Here is a 22,506-nt window from a genome sequence, read left to right as displayed (position 1 = left end):
GTATCTGGTTTCTATTTCTATAATACAGGTCAGTTATTTCACTGGGCCATACTTTTCGTTATCCGTATATCGCGGAAGCTGATTGTCTACAGGTGCGATCGTAAAATTCGACCGCGCCTGTAGAGCTCTTTTCTGTAGGGTATTTTCGGCTTTATTCTAGCTGTCATTTCCCTGATTATTTGTGGTTACCAGCCGGCATTTTGCTTATAGGCGCCGGCGCTGTTTAGGATTTCATCAGGGTTAATGGGCCAAACCATGTCTTTGTTGGGGTCGAAACTACGGGCAGGCCATACCTCATAAATCGTATAGTCTGAATTCGGATCTGATTTATTTGTGTAGGCACGGCCATGCTGTGCTGCATTAATTTTGTCAAAATCCCTCCAACGCTTTAAATCGGCGAACCGGTCTGTCCATTCGCAGGCGAGTTCACAGCGGCGTTCATGTTTCAGGTCATCCATGTCTGGACTGGTGATGGCTTTCAGGCCGACTCTTTCCCGTATTTCGTTTAAAGGAGCAGCGGCAAGTTGGGGCTGATTCATCTGTAGATAGGCCTCTGCCTTGAATAGCAAGATTTCTGCATATCGCATTAGCGGAAGGTTCAGCCTTGTTGTCGGGTAATCCCCGTTCTGGTTGACCATTAAGTTTGTAGAGCTTTTACCGTCACTGCCGTAGCTGTATGGCTCCATGTACTTATTTATCTGGAACCCGGAAAGACTGTTCGTTGAGAAGTATTGGCGGGACTGACCAAAGAAAGTAAACTTATCTCCGTAGGACAATATAGTCACTTGCCGGCGTGGATCGTTTGGCTCAAATGCATCATAGAGTTCCTCTGTCGGCTGAAAATACCCCCACCCATTATAAGTACCCCAACCTTTGTTTTCGAGGACGACGCCCGGGAATTCGGACCCTCCGAGAACACCGGAATTCACTGACCATATGTATTCAGGACTCCAGTTATTTTCGATTTTAAAAACTGCCTGGTAGTTGGCGAGCCCACTGCCTTTTCCGGTGATAAGTGCTCTGTGCCCCTGGTTTTTAATGCTATCACACAGTTTGGGTATAAGTGCCCATTTACTGGCGTCATATTGAGCCCAATATGCATATGTTTTGACCATATAGCCCCAGGCCGCAACCTTATGTGCACGGCCATAATCGCCGGAACTGTATTGCTCAAAATAGGGCAGCAGGTCTGCGGCTTTTTGCAGATCCTGTATTATCTGTTTATAGTCATCCATGACGGTTGCTGACTGAGGAGGTATCCTGTTTCCATATTCTGCATTTTCCGGCCCGTCAAACGGGACGCCCTGCTTGTCTGATCCCCATAAATAGGCTACCCAGAAATGCGCGAAGCCCCTGATAAAATACGCCTCGCCCAATGCCTGGTTTTTAATTGAATCGCTGGCTTCAGTGGCGGTTGGTGCGCCTTGTATCACCTGATTCGCCATGTTGATCATGTGGTATAAATCCACCCAGCCCTGAGCCATATAACCTTCTCTGCCTGAGGGAATAAGATTTTTAATATTGTTTGCATTGGCATTGGATCTGCCGACAATAAGATCATCTCCGGCTATTTGCATCCAAAACAAGTCTCTTCCCCAGGTAGATTCATTTGCAAAGGGCGCATACATCGCCTTGACCGCATTTTGGATGTCCTCATTGGTTTTCCAGAAGAAAGCGACAGTAGGCGTTCCGTTGGGTTTCGTATCTATCCAGTCTTTTTTACACGCATTCAACAGTAGTGCGGCAAACAGCATTATCGAGGATATTGTAAGACATTTTGCTTTATACATGATAATTAAAATTTAAGGTTAACGCCAAAAGAAAATACGCGCGAAACGGGGTACTGCCCACCGTCAAGTCCGATACCGCCGACTTCGGGGTCCATGCCACTATACTTTGTGAAGGTGAGGAGGTTGTCGCCACTAAAATAAACCTTGAGATGGATGTCCCTGGGAAGTGTAAAAGTGTATGCAAGAGAGAGGTTTTTTAACCTTAAAAAATCGCCACTTTCCAAATACCAGTCAGACGGTGTCGCGAAGTTTTTATTATTGTCGGAGGCAGAAATAATTGGAATATTTGAGCCTGTATTAGTAGGTGACCAGGCATCCAATATTTTATCCCACCTGTTGTAGCCCTGCTCAGAAGCATTCAGCGTAGATTCTTTAAACGCATTAAACAGTTTAACACCTCCTACACCCTGAAAGAATAGGCTTAGATCGAATTTCTTATAACTTACATTAAAATTGAAGGCGTAGGTTAGTTTTGGAAATGCGGCCCCCATAAACACCCTGTCATTATCGTCAATAACACCATCATCATTATTGTCTACAAATTTCAGGTCACCCGCTTTTGCAAAAGGCTGAATACGGTTTCCGTTTCCGGCTACATAGTTTTCCGCCTGTTCATCTGTCTGGAAAATGCCGTCTGTTTTAATTAACCAGTAAGAATAATAAGGTTGTCCTACGGTCGACTGATAAGGCCTGATCAGGCCGCTGCGCCAGCTATCTCCGTGTGTCCATACCGAGCCTGGATTCCCGTCAATATAAATGACCCTGTTTTTTAACGTAGCTATATTACCGCCTATACTGTAACCGACCTGGCCGATCTTGTCGTGCCACTGACCACTGAATTCAAAGCCGGTATTTCTGATCTTGCCCTGATTGATCAGGGGAGCCGATACGCCGTAAGTGGAAGGCCAGCCTGATGTCTGTTGTTGAATAAGATCAAATGTTTCCTTATTAAAATAATCTCCGGTAATCGCCAGTCTATTATTCAAAAATGAAAGGTCAATACCTATATCGGTTTGCTGGGATGTCTCCCATGACAGTTGAGGGTTAAAGGCGCTTGCCAAGTATAATCCATTTGACAGCGGAGACTCATTACCGATCTGATAGACCGTATTCTGGGTCAGTGCCGGGTAACCGTAATAATAACCGACAGAACTGATATTGCCGATGCGGCCCCAGCTTGCACGGAATTTTAGAAGGTCTATTCCTTTTACGTTAAAGAACGGCTCTGAGCTTAGTTTCCAGGCTGCGGTCAACCCCGGAAAGCCCTTTCCCCTGTAACCGCTGGCGAGCCGGTCTGCTTTATCATAGCGGTAGCTGGCAGTCATAAAATACCGGTTATTCCAGCTGTAGGAAGCCCGGCCCACATAGGACAGGTTCCTGTCATTGATGTAATAGTCCGTCGGGTGATCCTGATCAAAAATACCCGCATTCACGAAGTACTGTGCCCAATCCGCTTCATTGTTGAATCCACGGGCGGCCGTTCCGAAACCTCTGTCTGAGTATTCCTGTATGGTTGTTGAGGCCATTAATCCGATGCGATGTTTGTTGAAGGACTTATTGTAATTCAATGTGTTTTCCCATATCCAGTTAAAATTCTTATCGGTTGCGTATGCAAGTGAATTCTGGTCATTGGGTTTGCCGGGTTCAGTTCTGGCAGGCGTAAAATTTTTATTCAACCAGTTTGACTGGTTGTAAGAAAATCTGGACAGGAAATCCAATCCCGGGAAGATTTTATTTACGTCCAGTTCCGACACAGACAGGATATTGGTTGTCTTATTGTAAGCCTGGTTTCTGAGAAGTGTTCCTACAGGATTAATGGCATCACCAAAAATGCCTAAGTAAGGAGAGTTTCTGGGCCCGACCCCGCCGAAACTCCCATCCGGATAATACACAGTTGCGGAACGGGGCATATAGATGGCTGATAGTATGACACCGCTGTAACCACTTGAGGTCTCTGTCCCTCTTGAATCGTTATTATTCCAGAAAACCTGTTGCTTGAACGTGAAATGGTCATTAAAAGTATACTTGCCGCTATAGCGTAAAGAGATGTTTTTGTTGTACGTATTGAGCAATGTTCCTTGATTATTTTCTTCACGCGCCTGAAATAGAGAGGAGAATTTATCTGTCCCGGAATTGATCGTTATTGTATTGCGGTTGGTAATGCCTGTTCTGAAAACAGACCCGATCCAATCGGTTCTTGTTTGAAACACATCCGGATTACGGGTTGAATCCCAACCGTCTAACAGGGGTAAGCCTGCATTTTTGTCCGCGAGGTTAGAGACCATGGCCTGCTGGGCGGCTGTCAGCGATTGTGGTGTTCTCCAGGCGTTCTTTATGCCAACAAATCCATCGTAAGAAACAGAGGTCTTGCCTTCGGTCGCCTGCTTTGTGGTAATGAGGATAACGCCTGCGGATCCGGCAAAGGCACCATATATGGCCGCAGACGCGGCATCTTTTAATACGGTTATAGAAGTGACATCCGAAGGATTATATGGTGCATTCGGAACCCCGTCTACGACATACAGTACATTTTCCGCTCCTTTGGAGCCTACGCCGCGGATGGTAACCGAAGGGGTATTCGTAGGGCTTCCCCCATTAGCGACTACTGTGACCCCCGGGACTTGCCCCTGCAGCATATTCTGAACGTCCATAACAGGACGTTCTTTCACTTTCGCGATATCATTTACAGTTGCAACCGCAGAGGATAAATCCTCCCGCCTCTCTTTACCGTAGCCAATGACGATCAAATCGCTTAAAGAAGAAGCCTGGTCATGCAGAATAACAGATAATGCAATCTTTGAATGCTCCTTTACCATATAGCCGGTTAAGGTATCGGACTTCATGCCAACATAAGAGACAATAAAGCTGTAAGGGCCTCCCACGGGTAGATCGGTGAATTTAAAAATTCCCGACTCATTTGTGACTGCAGAGCGTTTGTTGCCCGTTTGTGTGTTGATTACCGATACTGATGCGCCGGAAAGAACTTCTTTCGAAGAGGACCGTACAATTCCTGAAACGGAATTTTGTGCATAAGCTCCCGCACTTAGAAGGAGCAGGAATAATAAAAGGCTGCTGCATAATTTTACCATAAGAGTAAATTTAATTTTTAGATATAGCTTCGCCATGACATTGAATTTCAATGCTGTATGTAGCCGTACAATACGTGTGAATATTTAGATTAAATCAAGAATATTATCGCTTAACGTTTATTATATAGTTTGTGCTATCTTTCTTTTCTATGACAAAGCCGTTGAGTGTGCCAATGGTCGTGAGCAGCTCATCAACAGTTTGATCTTTGTTATCATATGCACCTGTAAATGTCATATCCCGAATCTCTTTTTCCTTATAATGGAACTGTATGCCGGTTTGCTGGCTCAGGCTATCTAACAGATCCTCTAATGGGCTGTTTTTGAAATTAAAAAAGAACCGGGTACTGCGCCGGGCATGGGTATCATTCGTTCTTTTCTCAATCGGCTTCTGAATTGTCTTTTCAGTTACATTTGAGTAGCTTGATCCTGGGGAAAGATATTTTATTACCTGGCTGAGACTGTCGTGCTGATATTTTCTGATGGCGACTTTGCCTTTAAATAAGTGGACGTCGACCTTTCCGGATGCCTGGTCGGCTGAAATCATAAAGACGGTGCCTAAAGCAGTTGTCGCAATGTTGCCGGCGTAAACCGTAAAAGGCCTATGATCGTCTCTTGCGGCATAGAATACCCCTTTCCCGTTAAGCGCAATATTCCTTTTTGTGTCGGCAAATTCCTTCTGATAACGAATACTGCTGCCCGGAAATAGTTTAACCAGTGAACCGTCGGGCAGTGGTATCTTTCGGGCCGTATTTGACTGATTTATAACCGTTGTATCTTTATGCCCCTGAATCGCCTGGACCAGCCTTGTCGTCTCCATTTGAGCGCCTCTGTCCATAAAGTAATATTTACCGATGACCAAAGCACAAACTACGATAACAGCGATGCCTATGTATCTTTTATAGTCGACAGAACGGTTCGGTGTTGGACCCATCTCCGTTTCAATATTGCTGTATATCTCTTTAAATAACACCTCACTGTTCTTGTTGTCTGATAGATGGAAGGCGTTCCACTCCTCTTCACTCATGACTTCCTCCAGAAGTTCAGGATGTTCTTTGAACAGCTGAAGCAATTCCTGTTTTTCTGAGGGTGAGCATTCATTATTTTTAAATTTCCGTAAAATGCTTTTGTCTATCATATCTACTAATATATTCGCCTGATAAAGCCATTGCCCCTAATGGTTGGGGATTTATTAACATTTTGGTGCTTATTTACATAAAACCAACAAAAGGATAATAAGGGGGATTCCTTTTAACTCTCTGAGTGCAAGTGTTATGTGATTCTCAACAGTTTTAACTGAGAGCGATAATTCCCTGGCGATATCTTTGTTTGATTTGCAGTCGATCCGGCTTAATTTGAAAACCTTTTGGCGCACACGGGGCAAACTCTCGATTTTTTGGCTGACAAGGTTCCATCGTTCCTTGTCTAAGATCAGTTGTTCTCCATTTTGATATTGCCGCTGATAAACAAGTGAACCAATCCTTTTTTTCTGTTCCCGGCTTTCTTTTCTCAGTAAGTCTATAAAGATGCTCTTTCCGGTTCTGAAGACCTGAGCGGACATCTGTGCATCGATAGAAACATTTGCTCTCTTTTCCCACAATTTAATGAAAGTCAATTGAACGACTTCTTTACTCAGGTACTCGGAGCCACAGTGTTTAAAAGTGAAATAATACAGTTTAGCAGCATATTGGTCGTAGATCATTTTAAATGTCTTTACGTTTCCTTTCCGAATCTCAATGGCTGTAAGGTTTTTCATATTTAGTTCGCTCGTTAAAAAATCGAAATTAAATAGAGGCCTCGTAAAGTTATTAAAATGTCAAATTACTTCTTTATTAAATTTCAATATTCAGTATTTACTCAGAAACAGTATTCTTTTTCTGATAATTTTCAGTATAACGCAATTTCGTTTTACTTTCAGACAGGGTGTTCTGCCTATAAATAAGCGATGTCGCTACCTCAATATTCCTGTTGTAGAATAGCCACATAGGGTCGTGTATCCGAAATCGGGTCTGCTTTAAGTCATCCAATTTTACTTTATGGTAAGCCAGGTATTGCTTTCTGCCGGAATGGTTATCGTGACCTTGATTTCGTAGTCTCGATTCAGCATATACTTCGTCGGGTGATTAGCCTTGACCATAACCTCTGCAGAACGGGTCAGGCCGCTGTAGTATAAAGGTAAGGTGACTGTCCTTGTAATGTCCTCTTTTAATGGATTGTACAGCATTACCAGTGCTTTAGTAGTCAGTGACGGGTTGACATGCATGATCCCGTCCCAGTCTCTGCCGTCTGCACGGCGTAAATGAATGATATCTGAATTCAGGATGCTTCTGTATTGCTTATACCAGTTAATAATTTTGACGACTGCTTCTTTGGTTTCCGGAGTGTCATAAAGTCTGGGACCCCGGTAACAGGCCTGGACGCCGGCGCCATAATATTGCATCATTAATGCTTCATAATCTTTTAGATGATCGGCAAGCGGTTCAAGAACGGCTTCAGGTCCACCCCCCTGATACCTGGTGAGCGGGACAAAACCCCAGCTCATGGACGGCGTTTTTTCCCAAAGGCCATCATAGATATTTTGCCGGTTTAGTATCTGCTGCGTCTGCCTAGGTAAGGAGAAGTTGACTTCCCGGTATCCGAGTGCGATTTTATTCGTTCCGCTTAAAAAATACCAGTCAGGCGCATTAACGTAGACGCCTTGCTCGCTGCACCACCGGTAAAAGCCTTTGGCGAGTGTCATCTGCTTCCACTGGCTGTCCCCCAACCCCTTGTGGCCAGGGTGCTTTGTAGAGGCACATAAGTCTCCCGGGTAAGGGCCGTCATTTTCGAAGATATCAAACCCGGTGTAACTAATAAACCGTTTTAATTTCTGTAGATAGCCCAGCCCCCACCTGCTGCCCAGGCAGGGCGCGTGGCCAAAGAAAGCGCCCGCGTCCGGTTTTCCGGTGACCGGGTCAATAACATCATCGCTGTCACTAATTCTCCTGGAGCTGAACAGGGAATAGCCACCTATTATAATCCCTTTGCGATGTGCATAGGCAGCAAGGTCTTTCCATTTCCGTAGGTTGGCCGCGGAGGTGTCTTCCATATTACAATGACTGCCAAAACTAAGGATCAAAGCTTCATAACCGGTAGCCGCACACTGGTCAATGGCGTTTTTCACTTCCGCGTCGGTCTTACTGATCAGATGCATGAATATAGGATTCTCCGTGGTCCAGGGAGCAATCTTACGATACATTCTCCTTATACATAAGCCTCTGCGTTCTCTGTCGTAGCTGTCCATTAACAGTTCATAAGTGCGAACGGATTTAAACTCTTTGCCTTTGTCCAACTGGACAGCGGTGACATCCCGGGGATATATCTCCAGCAGACAAGGTGTCTGGTAATCGTAGTTTACCTGAGAAGTGTATGTGCTGTCGGCCTTCCAGTGGGTCGTCTGGTCACTGATATCATAACGCATTGCATTATTGAACGCATAGTCAGTCTCTATATATAGCCCGTGTTGTTTTTCCATTTGTGCAACGGAACCTACTACGGCACTCTCCTCTTCCACGACAGCCAGTTTTTCATTGATGACCCTGCCAATCGTAATTTTATGAGTGCCGTTGTTTTTAATTGAAACCCACTTTGCGATCAGTGGTAACCCGTCATATAGATCATAATGAACAGTAATGGTAATATTTTGCAGATTATCATTATTAGACTTAAAGACAAACGCAAGTGATTTACCGGTAGGCTGCGTTTTATTCATTGCCCACCCTTTCGGCTGCCAACGAATAAAAGGCTGGAGATCAGTCACCGAATAGGATTGGAACTGGAAGTCATTTTCATGTGCTTTTAACTCATTGAGCCAGGCAGGTAGCAGATATGCTTTTTGTTTTTCGCCATATAGACCTCCAATATTATATTGGATGCCATCGATCTCAATAACGGCCTCAGGTTCGTTCGCCCGCAGCAGTTGCTGTCCATTGGAAAGATTGGTATAATCAAAGCAGGTAACATTAGGCTGGATCCGGAAAGATCTTCTCACCAGGCCATTTGTAAGGATGATATCTTTGCCGTCATGACTTTGGTATGCCGATGCTTTTATATCGCAGGGTATAACGAGCCAATCTCCTTTAAATAGCTGCTCAGTATCTTCTGGAATTACAGGAAGTGAGCTTTGTGCATAAGATTGGCCCTTGTATAAGAAGAGAAGGGAAAATATTAGTATCCATTTTTTCATAAGTATGTATGTTAATTGACCAGATATAATGGTACTGGCTTAGTCAACATCTATTGATAAAACAGATGTTGAAGTAGCATGATGGAAACTATTGGATAACGAATTTTTTCGTCTTTCCGGGTGTTATAATTAACTTCTCAATAGATTGCAATATAATCAAATGTCAGGAAATGGCTGAGGTATTCGCCTTTCCAATTGATGCCTCTGAATGCCAATAGAGGCAGTTTCTGTCAGGGGATATCGATTATCCGCCCCGTTTATTTTAGCAACAATAACCGCTTTTTGTGCAAATCCATATTTATTTTTGTGCTTTGCATATTTAATAGTATGTTCGCACATATAAACATTCCCGATGAAATTAGAAATTAATCATGATAGTCCGATTCCCTTGCATGTGCAGGTAGAGGAATTAATGAGGAAATTACTGAATTCTGCGGAATACCGGGACGGGGCATTATTACCTAAGGAAATTGAACTCAGCAATCTGCTGGGTGTTTCCAGAAATACGATCCGCCAGGCGACCAATAAACTGGAGCATGAAGGCCTGCTGGTCAGAAAAAAAGGCGTCGGGTCTAAAGCCGCCAAGAAAAAACCTTTATATACCGGTCTTGATCATTGGTATAGCTTTACCAATGAAATGCGTGAAAGGGGCATAGAAGTACTTAACCTGGGTCTGGAGGTAAAATGGGTGCCGGCCGATAAAAAGCTCGCCACTTTCTTTAATGTTGAAGTTGGCCGCAAAGTGCTAAAATTGAGTAAGTTAAAAGGGACGAAAGAAGGCGCACAACCTATTGTTTATTTTGAAAGCTTTTTCCATCCACGTATCGGTGTGAATGAACAGGATGATTTTGACATTCCCTTATATACGATGCTGGAAAGGAAGTATGGGGTGAGAGTGGTTAAGTCTTCTGAAAACATCAGTGCTTTAATAGCAGGGAAGATGGCAAGGAAGTTAAAGATAAAACAGGGAGATCCTATTTTATTCAGGGAGCGTTTTGTGTTAGATGCGGGCGACCGCCCTATTGAGTATAATATCGGGTTTTACAGGTCCGACAGGTTTATCTATTCAATAAATATTAATAAGGCATAACAGTTTTTTGTAAAATTTTTTCAATATTAATATGTTCAAACATTCAGACAAAATTATTTTAAGTGCCGATATCGGAGGGTCACATATTACAACGGGTCTTATTGACAAGGATACGCTGGAAGTGACTGAAGGCAGTATTCGCGAGGTGTCCGTCGATGCGAAAATGGAAATAGGCGATCTGCTGTTTAAAAGCTTTTTACCCGCGTTTAAAACAGCCATTGCAGGCGTTGGTGTTGAGAAGCTGGCAGGCATCGCCATTGCCATGCCAGGCCCTTTTGACTATGACCGCGGTATATTTAAATTAAGTGGCCTGGATAAATTCGGGCATCTCTACGGAGTTGATTTTAAACAATTTCTTTACGACCATCTGGGTATACCAGACACAGTTCCTGTCTGCTTTAAAAATGACGCCGATTGTTTTGGCCTTGGGGCTTACACATGTCACCGGCATACAGCTGGAGGAAAGCTGATTGGAATTACATTGGGCACCGGGCTGGGCAGCGCTTTTGTATCTGAGGGCCGGATCGTAGAAAAGGGGCCGGGGATTCCGCCTAGTGGTCATTTATATAATCAACCGCTAAAATTTTCGCTGGACAGGCCAGATCATATAATAGAAGGGGCAGGCGTCGAAGGTGGGATATTAGAATATATTATTGCTGAAGAGTTGATTTCATCCAGGGGAATACTTCGTTATATTAATAAATACGCTGATCAAAGCGGTACAGGCGTTGCAGATGTCAGAGAAGCTGCGGAGATGGCCAGAACTGCCCTCCAGGGTGTCTCTGATCTACAGTCAGAGAAGGCCCTTGGAGATAACCGGCAAAGGGCGAACAGATGCCTGGAGGCATTCAGGATCTTTGGTCTTGGGCTGGGGATCTGCCTTAAACCCTGGTATGCCACCTTTAAGCCAGAAACAGTTATTATAGGCGGGGGGATTGCAGGGGCTGCTGATTTATTTTTGCCTGCCCTGCGCGAGGGTTTAGAAATTACAGCCGTCCCGGAGATCATTATTCTCGATGCACAGCAAATGCAAAAGACCTCTTTAATAGGAGCTGCCTCAGCATTTAAAGAAGAATATACGGTACCCTCTGTTCAAGAAGATACCTTACCGGAAGACGATTTATTGGACTATGGCTGGCGTAAGACCTGCCAAAGCCTGCTACCCAAAAACACGGACAAGCTCACGGCCCCGGCGGCGCCGAAAAATGCGTATAACATTTATCCTTATAGTACATTGGAAGCCGGTAAAATACAAAAGGGTTATGATAGCCTTGCCCGCCAGATGCTGTCGGCGGCAGGTTCGGACAGGCTTATCGCACTGGACGGATATACTGCCGTTGACTGGCGAAGCCTTCAAAAAGGCCTGGCCGGCGCATTTAGGAGCATAGGAGTCTCTCCTTTATGGATTGATATACAGTCTTTTGCCAAAACGCCGGATGAGATAGAGGTTTTGGTGCAGCCTTTTTTGGGCGAACAGAGCTCTGTCTGGGGTACCAAAACGAATCTACGTTTAAATGATCTCTTTGACCAACAATGTATGGATCGTAGGCTGACCAAAACGCGATTAAAGGATTTGCCTGCCGAAATTATTATTATTTATGGAACAGGAGCCGGACTACCTGCGCCTGACGCTCCCGTGGTTTTTGTCGAACTACCCAAAAATGAGATCCAGTACAGAATGCGGGCAGGAAAAGCGGATAATCTGTTGACAACCCAAAGACCGGATTTTGCGGCCATGTATAAACGGGCTTATTTCGTTGACTGGCCGATACTGGACAGGCACCGGACCGATATAACGGACAGGATAAGGATAGTGGTTGATGGGCAGTGGCGGGCCTATGTACACTGGATGCTTTTTAGGGATCTTTATGCAGGATTTGAGCTGCTCTCCGGGGAACCGATCAGGGCCCGGCCCTGGTTTGCGCCCGGTGCCTGGGGCGGAGACTGGATGAAGGAGCATTTTTCACAGCTCAGCCGGGAGGAGGTCAATTATGCCTGGTCTTTTGAGCTGATCGTTCCGGAAAATGGTCTTGTCTTTGAAAGTGACGGTTTATTACTGGAAGTGCCATTCGATTGGCTGATGGCCTGCCGGTCAAAAGAAATCTTAGGTAAGGACACTGCCACCTTCGGACACTATTTCCCGATCCGTTTTGACTTTCTGGATACCTATCGGGGGGGTAATTTATCGATTCAATGTCATCCGTCCCTAGGCTATATAAAAGAGCAATTTGGAGAACAGATTACCCAGGACGAAACCTATTATATCCTGGATGCGGCACCGGGCGCAGGTGTATACCTGGGATTCCAGGAGGGGATAGATCCGTCCGCCTTTAAGTCGGCTTTGGAACAAAGCCAACAGGAAAACAGGCCGATCGACATCCAGCAGTACGTCCAGCTACTGCCCGCAAACCGGCATGATCTTTTTTTAATACCTAATCAGACGGTACATAGCGCCGGCGTAAATAATCTGGTCCTCGAAATCAGCGCAACGCCCTATATATTTACCTTCAAAATGTATGACTGGCTGCGGCCCGATTTAAATGGCCAACCACGGCCGATCAATATCGAACATGCTTTTAAGAACCTGAATTTTAACCGCAGAGGCCGAAAGGTGCAGGAGGAGCTTTGTTCGAAGCCCGTCGTCATTGAGTCGGGAAAGGATCTTACCCGGATCAATCTGCCTACACATCCGGAGCACTTCTACGCGATACACCGACTGGAGATCAGAACAAGTTCTGAAGAATCCACGGCCGGTAAATGTCATATTATGATGGTGGTGGAAGGGCCGGGCATCGTGCTCGAGTTGCCTGATGGCAGGCGTTTTTATTATGCTTATGCAGAAACGTTTATCGTGCCGGCAGCCACGGGCGCTTACAGGCTGCTTCATCCGGAAATGAAGCAGGGTAATGCTGACGCTGTAAAAGTAGTTAAAGCATTTATTAAATAAAGATCCTGTCTGAATGAAACGCCTGAACCAAAGTAACCGTTTTTTTATGTTTTAAAATGACTTACAGTTACTGTCATTAAAATTATGCTCATGATTAAACAATATGCCGATCAAACTATTGATCATACGGGTCAATCCATGAAGTATCTTATCCTGATCTGTACCGTGGCTGCACTGGGGGGATTTTTGTTCGGATTTGATACCGCGGTTATATCGGGAGTGGTGGGGTTTGTGAAATCTGAATATGCAATGAGTGCTGCCCGGGAAGGATGGTTCGTCAGTGTTGCGTTGCTGGGTTGTATTATAGGCGTACTCTGTGCGGGGAAGCTAAGTGACAGTTATGGCAGGAAAAAGGTATTGCTCCTCTCAGCTTTTTTGTTTACTATTTCTGCGATCGGCTGCTGCCTGGTTCAACCGGAACAGCAATTGATCTTTTTCAGGCTGGTGGGAGGCTTGGGAATAGGCGTTGCCTCTATGGTCTCACCACTGTACATCACGGAGTTCGCTCCCGCCTCTTTGAGAGGCCGGTTGGTGGCCGTTTATCAACTGGCAATCACTGTTGGGATACTATGCGCTTATTTTTCCAATGCGTGGTTATTACACGTTTCTGAACAAATGCAGAACATGCCTTCGGATGGTGGATTGCTGTCCTGGATTGTACAGGAGCATGTCTGGCGCAGTATGCTGGGGATGGGCGTATTTCCCGCGGCGGTATTTATGCTGAGCCTGCTGGCGATCCCGGAAACGCCGAGGTGGCTGATGAGCAAAGGAAGAGAACAGATGGCCCGGAAGTGGGTTTATAAAGTCAATGGTGCAGAAGGGGCGGCTAAAGAACTCGCAGCGATGAAGGCGGCAACCGTACCCACGGGCGCCAGCATGAAAGAGCTATTATCGCCCTTATATAAGACGGCGCTTATCATTGGGCTCTTATTACCTTGTCTATCGCAGCTTTCGGGAATCAATGCCGTTATCTATTATGGACCCAGAATCCTGGATGCGGCAGGGTTTACACTGGGCGGTGCCTTCGGAGGCCAGGTGTCCATTGGAATCGTAAATATGCTTTTTACATTTGTTGCCATATTCACTATAGATAAATGGGGAAGGCGTCCGTTGTTATTGACAGGTGCTGCACTGGCCTGCATGGCGCTTGTTATTATCGGGCTTTTATTTTTCTTTGGTATCACAGAAGGCCCATGGATACTGCTGCTTATCTTGTTATATATCGCCAGTTTTGCTTTCTCATTCGGGCCGGTATGCTGGGTCATCGTCGGGGAGATTTTTCCCACCCATATCAGAGGCCGTGCGATGGGGTTAGCGACTTTATCTTTATGGGTCGCCAATTTCTTTGTAGGCTGGCTCACACCTGTTTTGCTGGACCATGTTGGCCCCGCCGCTACTTTTTGGCTATTTGCTTTACTCTGTTCACCTACCTTGTTGCTCACCTGGAAACTGATCCCTGAAACCAAAGGCAAATCCCTGGAAGCGATCGAAGCCTATTGGAGAGAACGGAAAAAATAAGCCTGAAACAGGCAGAGGCGACATAACGAAAATGGTGATTTGCCGTCCTTTTCAAGTGGTTATAGAATTTACCAGGATAAATAATTTATTTTTTTGGCTGGTAACTTTTTTACTTTTACTTTTATGTCAGAATGTATGAACATATATACTTTTTAACAGAGAGAACTGCTCGCGTAAGTTCAGTTAAACGGCGTTCTCGTTACAGCTCAATTACGCCTGAAAAGAGGCCATGATGCGGATTGTTGATTGAAATAGAAGTAAGGAAATTGTTGATCAAGGGTAAGGACGGACGAGCCGCAGGAAGGTGACTAAGAGGCTGGAAAAATAGAAGGTGGCCTTATCTCTCTGATCACTACTGTCACATTAAGACACCATATTTACGGGTTGTATGCCCGCCGGGGGCAGGAAACAGTGCTGCCGGTGGGGCAATTACTATCGGTATGCCCTACCGGTACATCAAACGCGGGATCTTTTAATTCTCCATATATTAATCAAATAATGCTCATGAAAGCAAATCGATTTACGAACGGGCCTTTACCCGTTAAAAGAATGCTTCTTGTTCTGGTTTGCAGTATTTTTTTTCAGCTTGCCTTTGGGCAGAAGCAACAAGTGTCTGGTGTCGTAAAGGACATGGAAGGCATACCGCTGGGAGGTGTTTCAGTCACATTAAAAAATACAAAGGCCGGGACCTTAACAGATATGAACGGTCAGTTTAGCCTGGAAGTCTCTTCAATGAATCAAGTGGTGGTTTTTTCCTATGTAGGATATGCACAAAAAGAACTACCCGCTTCGGCCATTAAGGAAGTCGTGTTGTCTCCTGCCGGCAGCCAGATGGATTCAGTCGTTGTCATCGGGTATGGTGCCATGAAAAAGACCGACGTGACAGGATCGGTGGTTTCCGTCAGCTCAAAGGAGTTGTTGGCCAAGCCGGTCACCAATGCCCTGGAGGGCCTGCAAGGCAGGGTCCCCGGTGTCAGTGTTTCACTGAATTCCGGAGCGCCAGGGGGACTGGCTAGCGTGGTGATACGAGGGATGGGATCTATTAATTCCTCAACGGATCCGCTGTATGTAGTGGACGGCGTTGCCATGACGAATATTCAGTACCTGAATCCCGGCGATATTAAAAGCATGGAAGTGCTTAAAGATGCATCGGCCACAGCTATCTATGGTGCCCGCGGCTCAAATGGTGTTATACTGGTAACAACAAAAAGAGGTGCGGGAACCAATGGCACAGTTGTCTCCTATGATTTTTCCATCAGTGCAGGTCACTTACCCAGAGAATTGCCCGTTTTAAACTCGACACAATTTTTAGACGTACTGAGTGGCGGCATGGCCAATAATGAGCTATGGGGCGCCGCACCGCGGACATTAAAACGAACGGATCCTTTGTTATTTGATGCTCAGGGTAATCCTTTATACAATACGGACTGGCAAAAAGAAGTCACACGTACGGCTATCTCCAATAACCACCAGCTTTCAATTCAGCATAAAGGTGACCGCTCTTCTACAGGTGTCTTTTTTAACTATACGAATAATGAAGGGATTATGCGTCATTCTAATCTGAGAAGGTACAATGTCAGGCTGGCCCATGATCTTCAGTTAACTGACTGGGTTGATTTTGGGATCAACCTGATGGCCAATTACTCAAAAGAAGATGTTGTAGATCCCGGAACAGGCGGTAATACACCGACGCGTACGATGATTGAAATGCCCCCCATTTTTCCGGTAAAATATCCCGACGGTTCGTGGGCCAATAATCAGAATTCATCAGATTACTCGTTTTTAGACGCTGCTGAAAACCCTGTAAAGGTATTGGAAAGTCAGACCAATCAAGATACCAGAAGCCAGGTTTTCGGAAACGTATTTTTTAATTTTCATCTGACAAAGGACCTTCAGTTTAAAACCCAGTTCGGTATAGATAACCAAGACATCCGGTATGATTATTATTCCCCTTCAGACCTGATGAATATTTCTGCCAATCAGAAAGGGGTTGCGTCAGTAACAACAGAGCAAATCCGTTACTGGCAACAGGAGAATTACCTGACTTACGATAAGCAGTTTGGTATACATCACTTAAATGTTGTCGCAGGCGCCAGCTGGCAAAAGCGGATTGATCAGACGCTCGGAGGCTCTACGCAAAACTTTGCAGATGACTATTATCGCCAGTTTAACCTCGGTGCCGGCAGTCAGCCCAATCCCCCTTCCAGTAATTATACCAGTTGGGCAATCAACTCTTACTTTGCCCGTGCCAGCTATAACCTGGCCGGCAAATATCTGCTGACCCTTACAGAAAGAGCAGATGGATCTTCAAGATTCGGGAAAACCAATAAATATGGTTACTTCCCTTCTGTCGGTCTGGGGTATATTTTATCCAATGAAGATTTTATGAAAAATATCGATTGGATCAATTTCTTAAAAATCCGCGGTAGTTACGGCATTACAGGTAACACAGAAATCGGTGCTTATCAGTCACTGGCAACCGTATCCAGCGGAACAACACTGATCAATGGGAGCCGGGAAGCTTCTTCCTATATCAATGGCCTGGCCAACCCTGACCTTAAATGGGAAAAGACCAAACAGACCGATATCGGTTTTGAATTGCGCATGTTCCAGAACCGCGTCAGCTTTGAAGGAGACTACTATTATAAACTTACCTCAGACCTGCTGCTGAATAAGCCTATTCCGACTTCTACAGGGTTTGGCGGGGTCCTGAGCAACATCGGCTCCATGTCTAATCAGGGAGTAGACCTGTCTTTGACGACACAGAATATACAATCCCGCAATTTTAGCTGGCAGACCAGTATTGTTGCCAGTTACAATAAGAATAAAGTGGTATCTCTGGGCAATAACGATGAAGACATTTTTCCCGGTCCCTTCTGGGGGCCTGTATCCGACGGATTTACTATTTTACGGGTGGGTGAACCGGCCGGCTCTTTCTGGGGCTATGAACGCCTGGGCACTTACAGTGAAGAAGAGGTGGCCGCCGGAAAGGCCAAAGATCCTAACTATCCCTACCATGCAGGTGAAGAAAAAGAATCGCCGGATAAACGGATATTGGGTAAAGGAACGCCAGACTGGACAGGTAGCTTCGTCAATAGTTTCAGCTATAAAGGGTTTGACCTGATGATCGATCTACAGTTTTCTCAGGGGGCCAGCATTGCGCAGGCGTTTTTATTCTCCTCCGAAGATAGAACAGGATATAGTAATTCGCTGACAACCGTGTTGAATGCATGGACTCCTGAAAATCAAAACACGCCTATTCAGCAACTGCGTTTCGCGCCGGATGCCGGGCAGTCGGCAGCCTTTGACAGCCATTGGGTAGCGGACGGCTCTTTTATCCGGGGCAGAAATATCGTTCTGGGCTATAATCTGACAGACAAGCTTTTAAAATCCACTAAAATAAAGTCACTGCGCGTTTATTTTAGTGGCCAGAATGTTTTTCTCATCAAGTCTTCTTCTTACAAAGGCTATGATCCGGAAAGCGTTTCCTGGAATACGCCCGGAGCCCCTGCATTCGGTCAGAACATAGAATTCTATCAGTATCCCAAACCCAGGACTTTCACATTCGGTTTAAACGCGACTTTTTAATCTAGAAACTTCTATCAAAAAATATTTTATGAAATATTCAATCATCATTATAGGGGCTTTCTTTCTTGCAGGAAGTCTTAGTGGCTGCAGTAAATTCCTGGAAGAATCACCTAAGAGCATTACACCGGTTGATGCCTATTTTACTTCCGTTTCCCAGGCAGAAAGTGCGGTTAATTATTTGTATGGGAAAGGGACAGGCCCCGGTCGGTTTTTTAATATAGGCGGACTATATGATGGCACCAATAGTTTTACGCTGGATAATTTATCCGGAATGGCCAATAATACGGTTGCACAGGACCCCAGTGTGCGGTACTTTGCTTCTCTCACACAAACAGTAGGTAATTCCAGTAATTATCTGGGCGGTGTCTGGTCCAGTTTTTACAGTTCCATTGCCAGCGCTAATACGATCATTGACAAGGTGAGTAACAGCAATACGATTGAACAGAGCGCCAAGGCGCCCCTTATTGCTACGGCACGTTTTTTCCGGGCCATTGATTATTATTACCTGGTGCGTCTTTTTGGAGCGGTTCCGCTGATCCTGAAACCTTATACATCGCTGGAGAACCTGTATGCTCCCAGGGCCTCCGTTGACTCGGTTTATGCGTCTATTGTAGATGATCTGAACTGGGCCATCGAGAAGGGAAACCTGGCGGATAAGCCTATGGGAAGCAACGGGAACCGGATTTCCAAAGGCACAGCTGAAGTTGTTCTGGCAGAAGTATACCTTACGATGGCCGGTTATCCCCTGCAGAAAGGAGCAGACAGTTATACCAAGGCTCTTAAGACGGCTAAAAACCTGATAGCAAGTCCGGGTGGCTATAGTTTATTTACAAGTGAGGGAAAAGTGACCGCTTTTGATAAATTAAGGCTGACCAGTTATGATCAGGGGAGTGAATATCTTTATTTTATTGAATATAATGCTAACATACAGGGATCGGCCTATCCGGAGTATACGCTGCCCAATTCTTTTCCTGTTCCGATACCCAATGCGAATATCAAGGTGCAGTATACACTCATGACCACGCCCTGGACACCTTCAACGACCCTATTGTCGCTATATGACAGTACCAGTGACATCAGGCGGCATAACAGGCAGTTTTATCATAATTCCTTCACCTATACAGATAAGTCTGGTAAATTAAGAACGATTGGTATTCCTACCTTACCTTTCAGGTGGTTTGACAGTACAGCCATATTTGAAACGGGCGCATCCGGCAAATATGTCGCTGTGTACAGAATGGCGGATATATACCTAATCGCTGCAGAGGCGGCCAATGCTTTAGGGCAAGATCCTTCTCCTTATCTGGATCCCATCCTAAACAGAGCCTATGTTCATAAACCTGCCATACCAGCGGGGCAGACTGCACGTAGGGACCTTATTCTCGCAGAACGTTACCGGGAACTCGCGATGGAAGGGCATTTCTGGTTTGATATGACACGTACCCGGTTATATCCGGACGTAGGAGCCGGTCATAAAGTAAGTTTTTCTGCACTGGTGGGGCACGATAATGGCCGGGGACAAAAGTTTCAGGAGAAAGACCTCTTGATGCCAATACCTTCCACTGAAATGCAGCGGAATCCGGCCTTAAAACCGCAGAATCCGGGATACTGAGCACTAAGATAATTTCTGAATATTCCTTTATTAATATTACATATGGGTAATAATATGCAAATCTATTACGATAGCCAGTCTGGTCAGCAATACGTAAGCCGGCGTATGGTGCGTCTCACAGAAGTATTGCCTGGTTCACGGTTTTTAGTTTTTTTAATAGCAATAGGTTTGCTTTTTTCACCGGTTCTTCACGGGCAGCAAAATGCAGCCTTGGGGAAACATTATACAGACACCGTTTCTGTTCTATCTTATGTGCATCCTGGGATCGGCACCGCTCAGAGCCGTTGGTTTTTCTTTACGCCGGGAGCGGCACCTCAGGGAATGGCCAAGCTGGCGCCTTCCACGAATGGTCATTATGGTAATGCTTCGGGTTGGGAGGCAGTCGGCTACGATCCCCGGGATAGAACGATAGAAGGCTTTGTGCTATTTCATGAATGGCAGCTCGGCGGCGCCATGCTGACCGCCACGAACGGCCCCTTATATACGAAGCCGGGGGATAGTTCAGATGTCGTCAAAAAAGGTTACCGTTCTCATTACCGGCACAGCACAGAAGTGGCAGAACCGGGGTATTACCGGGTTATGCTGGATGACTACGGGATAAAAGCGGAACTCACAGCAACGAAACGGGTCGGATTTTTACGATTTAGTTTTCCAGAGGCCAACCAGGGACATCCTGCTGCCGGCAACAGGGTGCTACTCGTTATGGGAAACAAATGGGGAGAGAGTGGCGAAGTAAAGGATGCCGTGGTATCCATGGTGGACGCGACCCATTTTGAGGGCTACGTCCGGACTTTCCCTAAATACCTGGATATTTTTGACCGGCAAGGCGCTGTTCAGATGTATATTTTTGGTGAGTTGAGCCAGCCACCGGTAAAAGCCGGAAGCTTTACCGGCACTCAGGTAAAGGGCGGTGGCGCTCCCGTCAAAGCGGCCGGCAAGGGGGCAGGATTATATTTTGATTATCCGGATGACCAAAGTCGCCGCGGCCCTGTTGAAATAAAAGTCGGCCTTTCCTATACCGGTATAGCGGGGGCCCGCCGTAATTTAATGGAAGAAGCCGCTTACCTGGATTTTGACCAGGCAAGGCGACAGGTGCAAAATGTATGGGCAAAGGCCTTAGGTCGCATCCGGGTAGAAAGCCACACGGAAGATTTAAAAATTAAATTTTATACCGGCCTTTACCATGCGCTTCTCGGAAGAGGGGTGTCCTGCGATGTGAGCGGAGACTATCCGTTGGCTTATCGGCAAAAGGCAGCGTCCGGTGATAGTGGCACTGCTGGTAGAGATAATGCCAGGTTCGGCCATATTCCCCGAAACCATTCCGGTCGTTTAAAATTTCAGATGATTAATACAGATGCCATTTGGGGCGCTTACTGGAATTTGACGCAGCTCTGGTCATTGGCGTATCCTAAGTATCTCCGGGATTTTGCTTATACCCAGCTGGAAATGTATAAAAACAGGGGCTGGTTTGCGGACGGGCTGGTCAATAGCCAGTACGCTTCTGGCGTAGGAACCAATTTTGTGGGGTTAGTCCTCGCTGCTGCGTATCAGACCGGCCTTTTTAAAAACGCAGATAGTAGCGAACTGCAGTTGATTTATGCGGCAGTTCGAAAAAATGAATTGGGGATCAGGGACCAACATGGTGCCAGGCCGGCAGGTGCAGGTAAAGAAGATCTTGCGGCTTTTCTGAAAATGGGCTATGTTCCTTATAAAGATCAGCAACACTCAAATGCGGAGGGCTCTAATTTTGCCGCCTCACATACACTGGAGTATAGCTTTAGTGCCTACGCGGCCGGCCAGCTGGCACGGGCGCTGCATAAAACGCGGGACGCGCAGCTATTTGAACAATACGCTAGTGGCTGGAAAAAAATATTCGATTCCAGCCTGAAGCTGATCCGGCCCAAAGATTCGAATGGCAATTTTATCAAAGATTATGATCCTTATGAACCATGGCGTGGTTTTCAGGAGGGTAACGGAATGCAGTATTCTTTTTTTGTGCCAGGCAATCCTCATGGGTTAGTTCAAAGTATCGGCAAAGATTTGTTTAATGCCCGGCTACAAAAGATTTTCAGCGCTGCCGAAAAGGATGCTTTTAGCGGTGGCCGGACCATGGATGCGTTTTCCGGTGTTAAGGCTGGCTATAATCAGGGTAATCAGCCTGATATGCATATGAGCTGGCTCTTTAATTTCTCCGGGCAGCCCTGGCAGACCCAACACTGGACCCGCGCGATCATAGATCAATTTTATGGAACAGATTCAATACATGGGTATGGATTCGGGCAAGATGAAGATCAGGGCCAGCTGGGTGGGTGGCTGGTAATGAGTTCCCTGGGTTTATTTGATGTAAAAGGGTTTACAGACCGGCGCCCTATAATAGAGATAGGCAGCCCTGTTTTTGATAAAGCCACCATCTTGTTAGGCAATGATCACGAGCTGATTATCCAAACAAAAAATAATAGCCGTACAAATAGATACATACAGTCTGCCAGTTTTAACGGCAAGCCGTTAAATAAATGCTGGCTGTACAGGGATGAGCTCATGCAGGGTGGCGTGCTACAGTTAACGATGGGCCCCCGGCCCAATACTGCCTGGGGAGTGAAGCATCCGCCGTCCAACGAAGTTCCTTCGTTAAAAGAGGGAGATAACTAAC

Annotated in this window: 11 protein-coding genes; 6 read left to right on the top strand and 5 right to left on the bottom strand. The window is 45.7% G+C overall.

All coding sequences use genetic code 11. The features are described from left to right. Positions 1-185: 185 nt before the first annotated feature. The 5 genes from K9M52_RS08280 to K9M52_RS08260 form a co-directional block, all read right to left on the bottom strand. The gene (locus tag K9M52_RS08280) at positions 186-1,790 is read right to left on the bottom strand and encodes a RagB/SusD family nutrient uptake outer membrane protein (protein ID WP_224071591.1); all 1,605 of its coding nucleotides are present in this window, start codon (positions 1,788-1,790) and stop codon (positions 186-188) included. A 5-nt stretch (positions 1,791-1,795) separates the two neighbouring features. Further along, the gene (locus K9M52_RS08275) at positions 1,796-4,879 is read right to left on the bottom strand and encodes a SusC/RagA family TonB-linked outer membrane protein (RefSeq protein WP_224071590.1); all 3,084 of its coding nucleotides are present in this window, start codon (positions 4,877-4,879) and stop codon (positions 1,796-1,798) included. A 103-nt stretch (positions 4,880-4,982) separates the two neighbouring features. Further along, complete coding sequence (locus tag K9M52_RS08270) at positions 4,983-6,014, bottom strand: FecR family protein (protein WP_224071589.1); 1,032 nt, start codon at positions 6,012-6,014, stop codon at positions 4,983-4,985. Positions 6,015-6,083: 69 nt separating this feature from the next. Continuing rightward, the gene (locus K9M52_RS08265) at positions 6,084-6,632 is read right to left on the bottom strand and encodes a sigma-70 family RNA polymerase sigma factor (protein ID WP_224071588.1); all 549 of its coding nucleotides are present in this window, start codon (positions 6,630-6,632) and stop codon (positions 6,084-6,086) included. 273 nt (positions 6,633-6,905) lie between these two features. Beyond that, complete coding sequence (locus K9M52_RS08260) at positions 6,906-9,101, bottom strand: alpha-galactosidase (RefSeq protein ID WP_224071587.1); 2,196 nt, start codon at positions 9,099-9,101, stop codon at positions 6,906-6,908. A gap of 352 nt (positions 9,102-9,453) precedes the next feature. On the opposite strand from K9M52_RS08260, the gene K9M52_RS08255 reads away from it, so the two are divergent. The 6 genes from K9M52_RS08255 to K9M52_RS08230 all read left to right on the top strand — a co-directional run bounded on the left by K9M52_RS08255 (position 9,454) and on the right by K9M52_RS08230 (position 22,505). After that, on the top strand, positions 9,454-10,191 hold the full coding sequence (locus K9M52_RS08255) for a GntR family transcriptional regulator (protein WP_224071586.1): 738 nt from the start codon (positions 9,454-9,456) through the stop codon (positions 10,189-10,191). Positions 10,192-10,222: 31 nt separating this feature from the next. Then, the gene (locus K9M52_RS08250; protein WP_224071585.1) at positions 10,223-13,138 is read left to right on the top strand and encodes an ROK family protein; all 2,916 of its coding nucleotides are present in this window, start codon (positions 10,223-10,225) and stop codon (positions 13,136-13,138) included. Between the two features lie 90 nt (positions 13,139-13,228). Continuing rightward, the gene (locus K9M52_RS08245) at positions 13,229-14,656 is read left to right on the top strand and encodes a sugar porter family MFS transporter (RefSeq protein ID WP_224071584.1); all 1,428 of its coding nucleotides are present in this window, start codon (positions 13,229-13,231) and stop codon (positions 14,654-14,656) included. A 504-nt stretch (positions 14,657-15,160) separates the two neighbouring features. Beyond that, the gene (locus tag K9M52_RS08240; RefSeq protein WP_224071583.1) at positions 15,161-18,244 is read left to right on the top strand and encodes a SusC/RagA family TonB-linked outer membrane protein; all 3,084 of its coding nucleotides are present in this window, start codon (positions 15,161-15,163) and stop codon (positions 18,242-18,244) included. Between the two features lie 28 nt (positions 18,245-18,272). After that, positions 18,273-19,856 carry a RagB/SusD family nutrient uptake outer membrane protein gene (locus K9M52_RS08235; RefSeq protein ID WP_224071582.1) on the top strand — a complete coding sequence of 528 codons (1,584 nt, stop codon included), beginning with the start codon at positions 18,273-18,275 and terminating at the stop codon, positions 19,854-19,856. Positions 19,857-19,898: 42 nt separating this feature from the next. Further along, positions 19,899-22,505, top strand: a complete 2,607-nt coding sequence (locus K9M52_RS08230; protein WP_224071581.1) for a GH92 family glycosyl hydrolase — start codon at positions 19,899-19,901, stop codon at positions 22,503-22,505. Position 22,506: the final 1 nt, after the last annotated feature.

It is taken from the genome of Arachidicoccus terrestris (assembly GCF_020042345.1).
In the GTDB taxonomy this organism is placed as follows: domain Bacteria; phylum Bacteroidota; class Bacteroidia; order Chitinophagales; family Chitinophagaceae; genus Arachidicoccus; species Arachidicoccus terrestris.
Note: the sequence above shows the minus strand (reverse complement) of the source record. Positions and strands in the feature narration are given on the sequence as shown.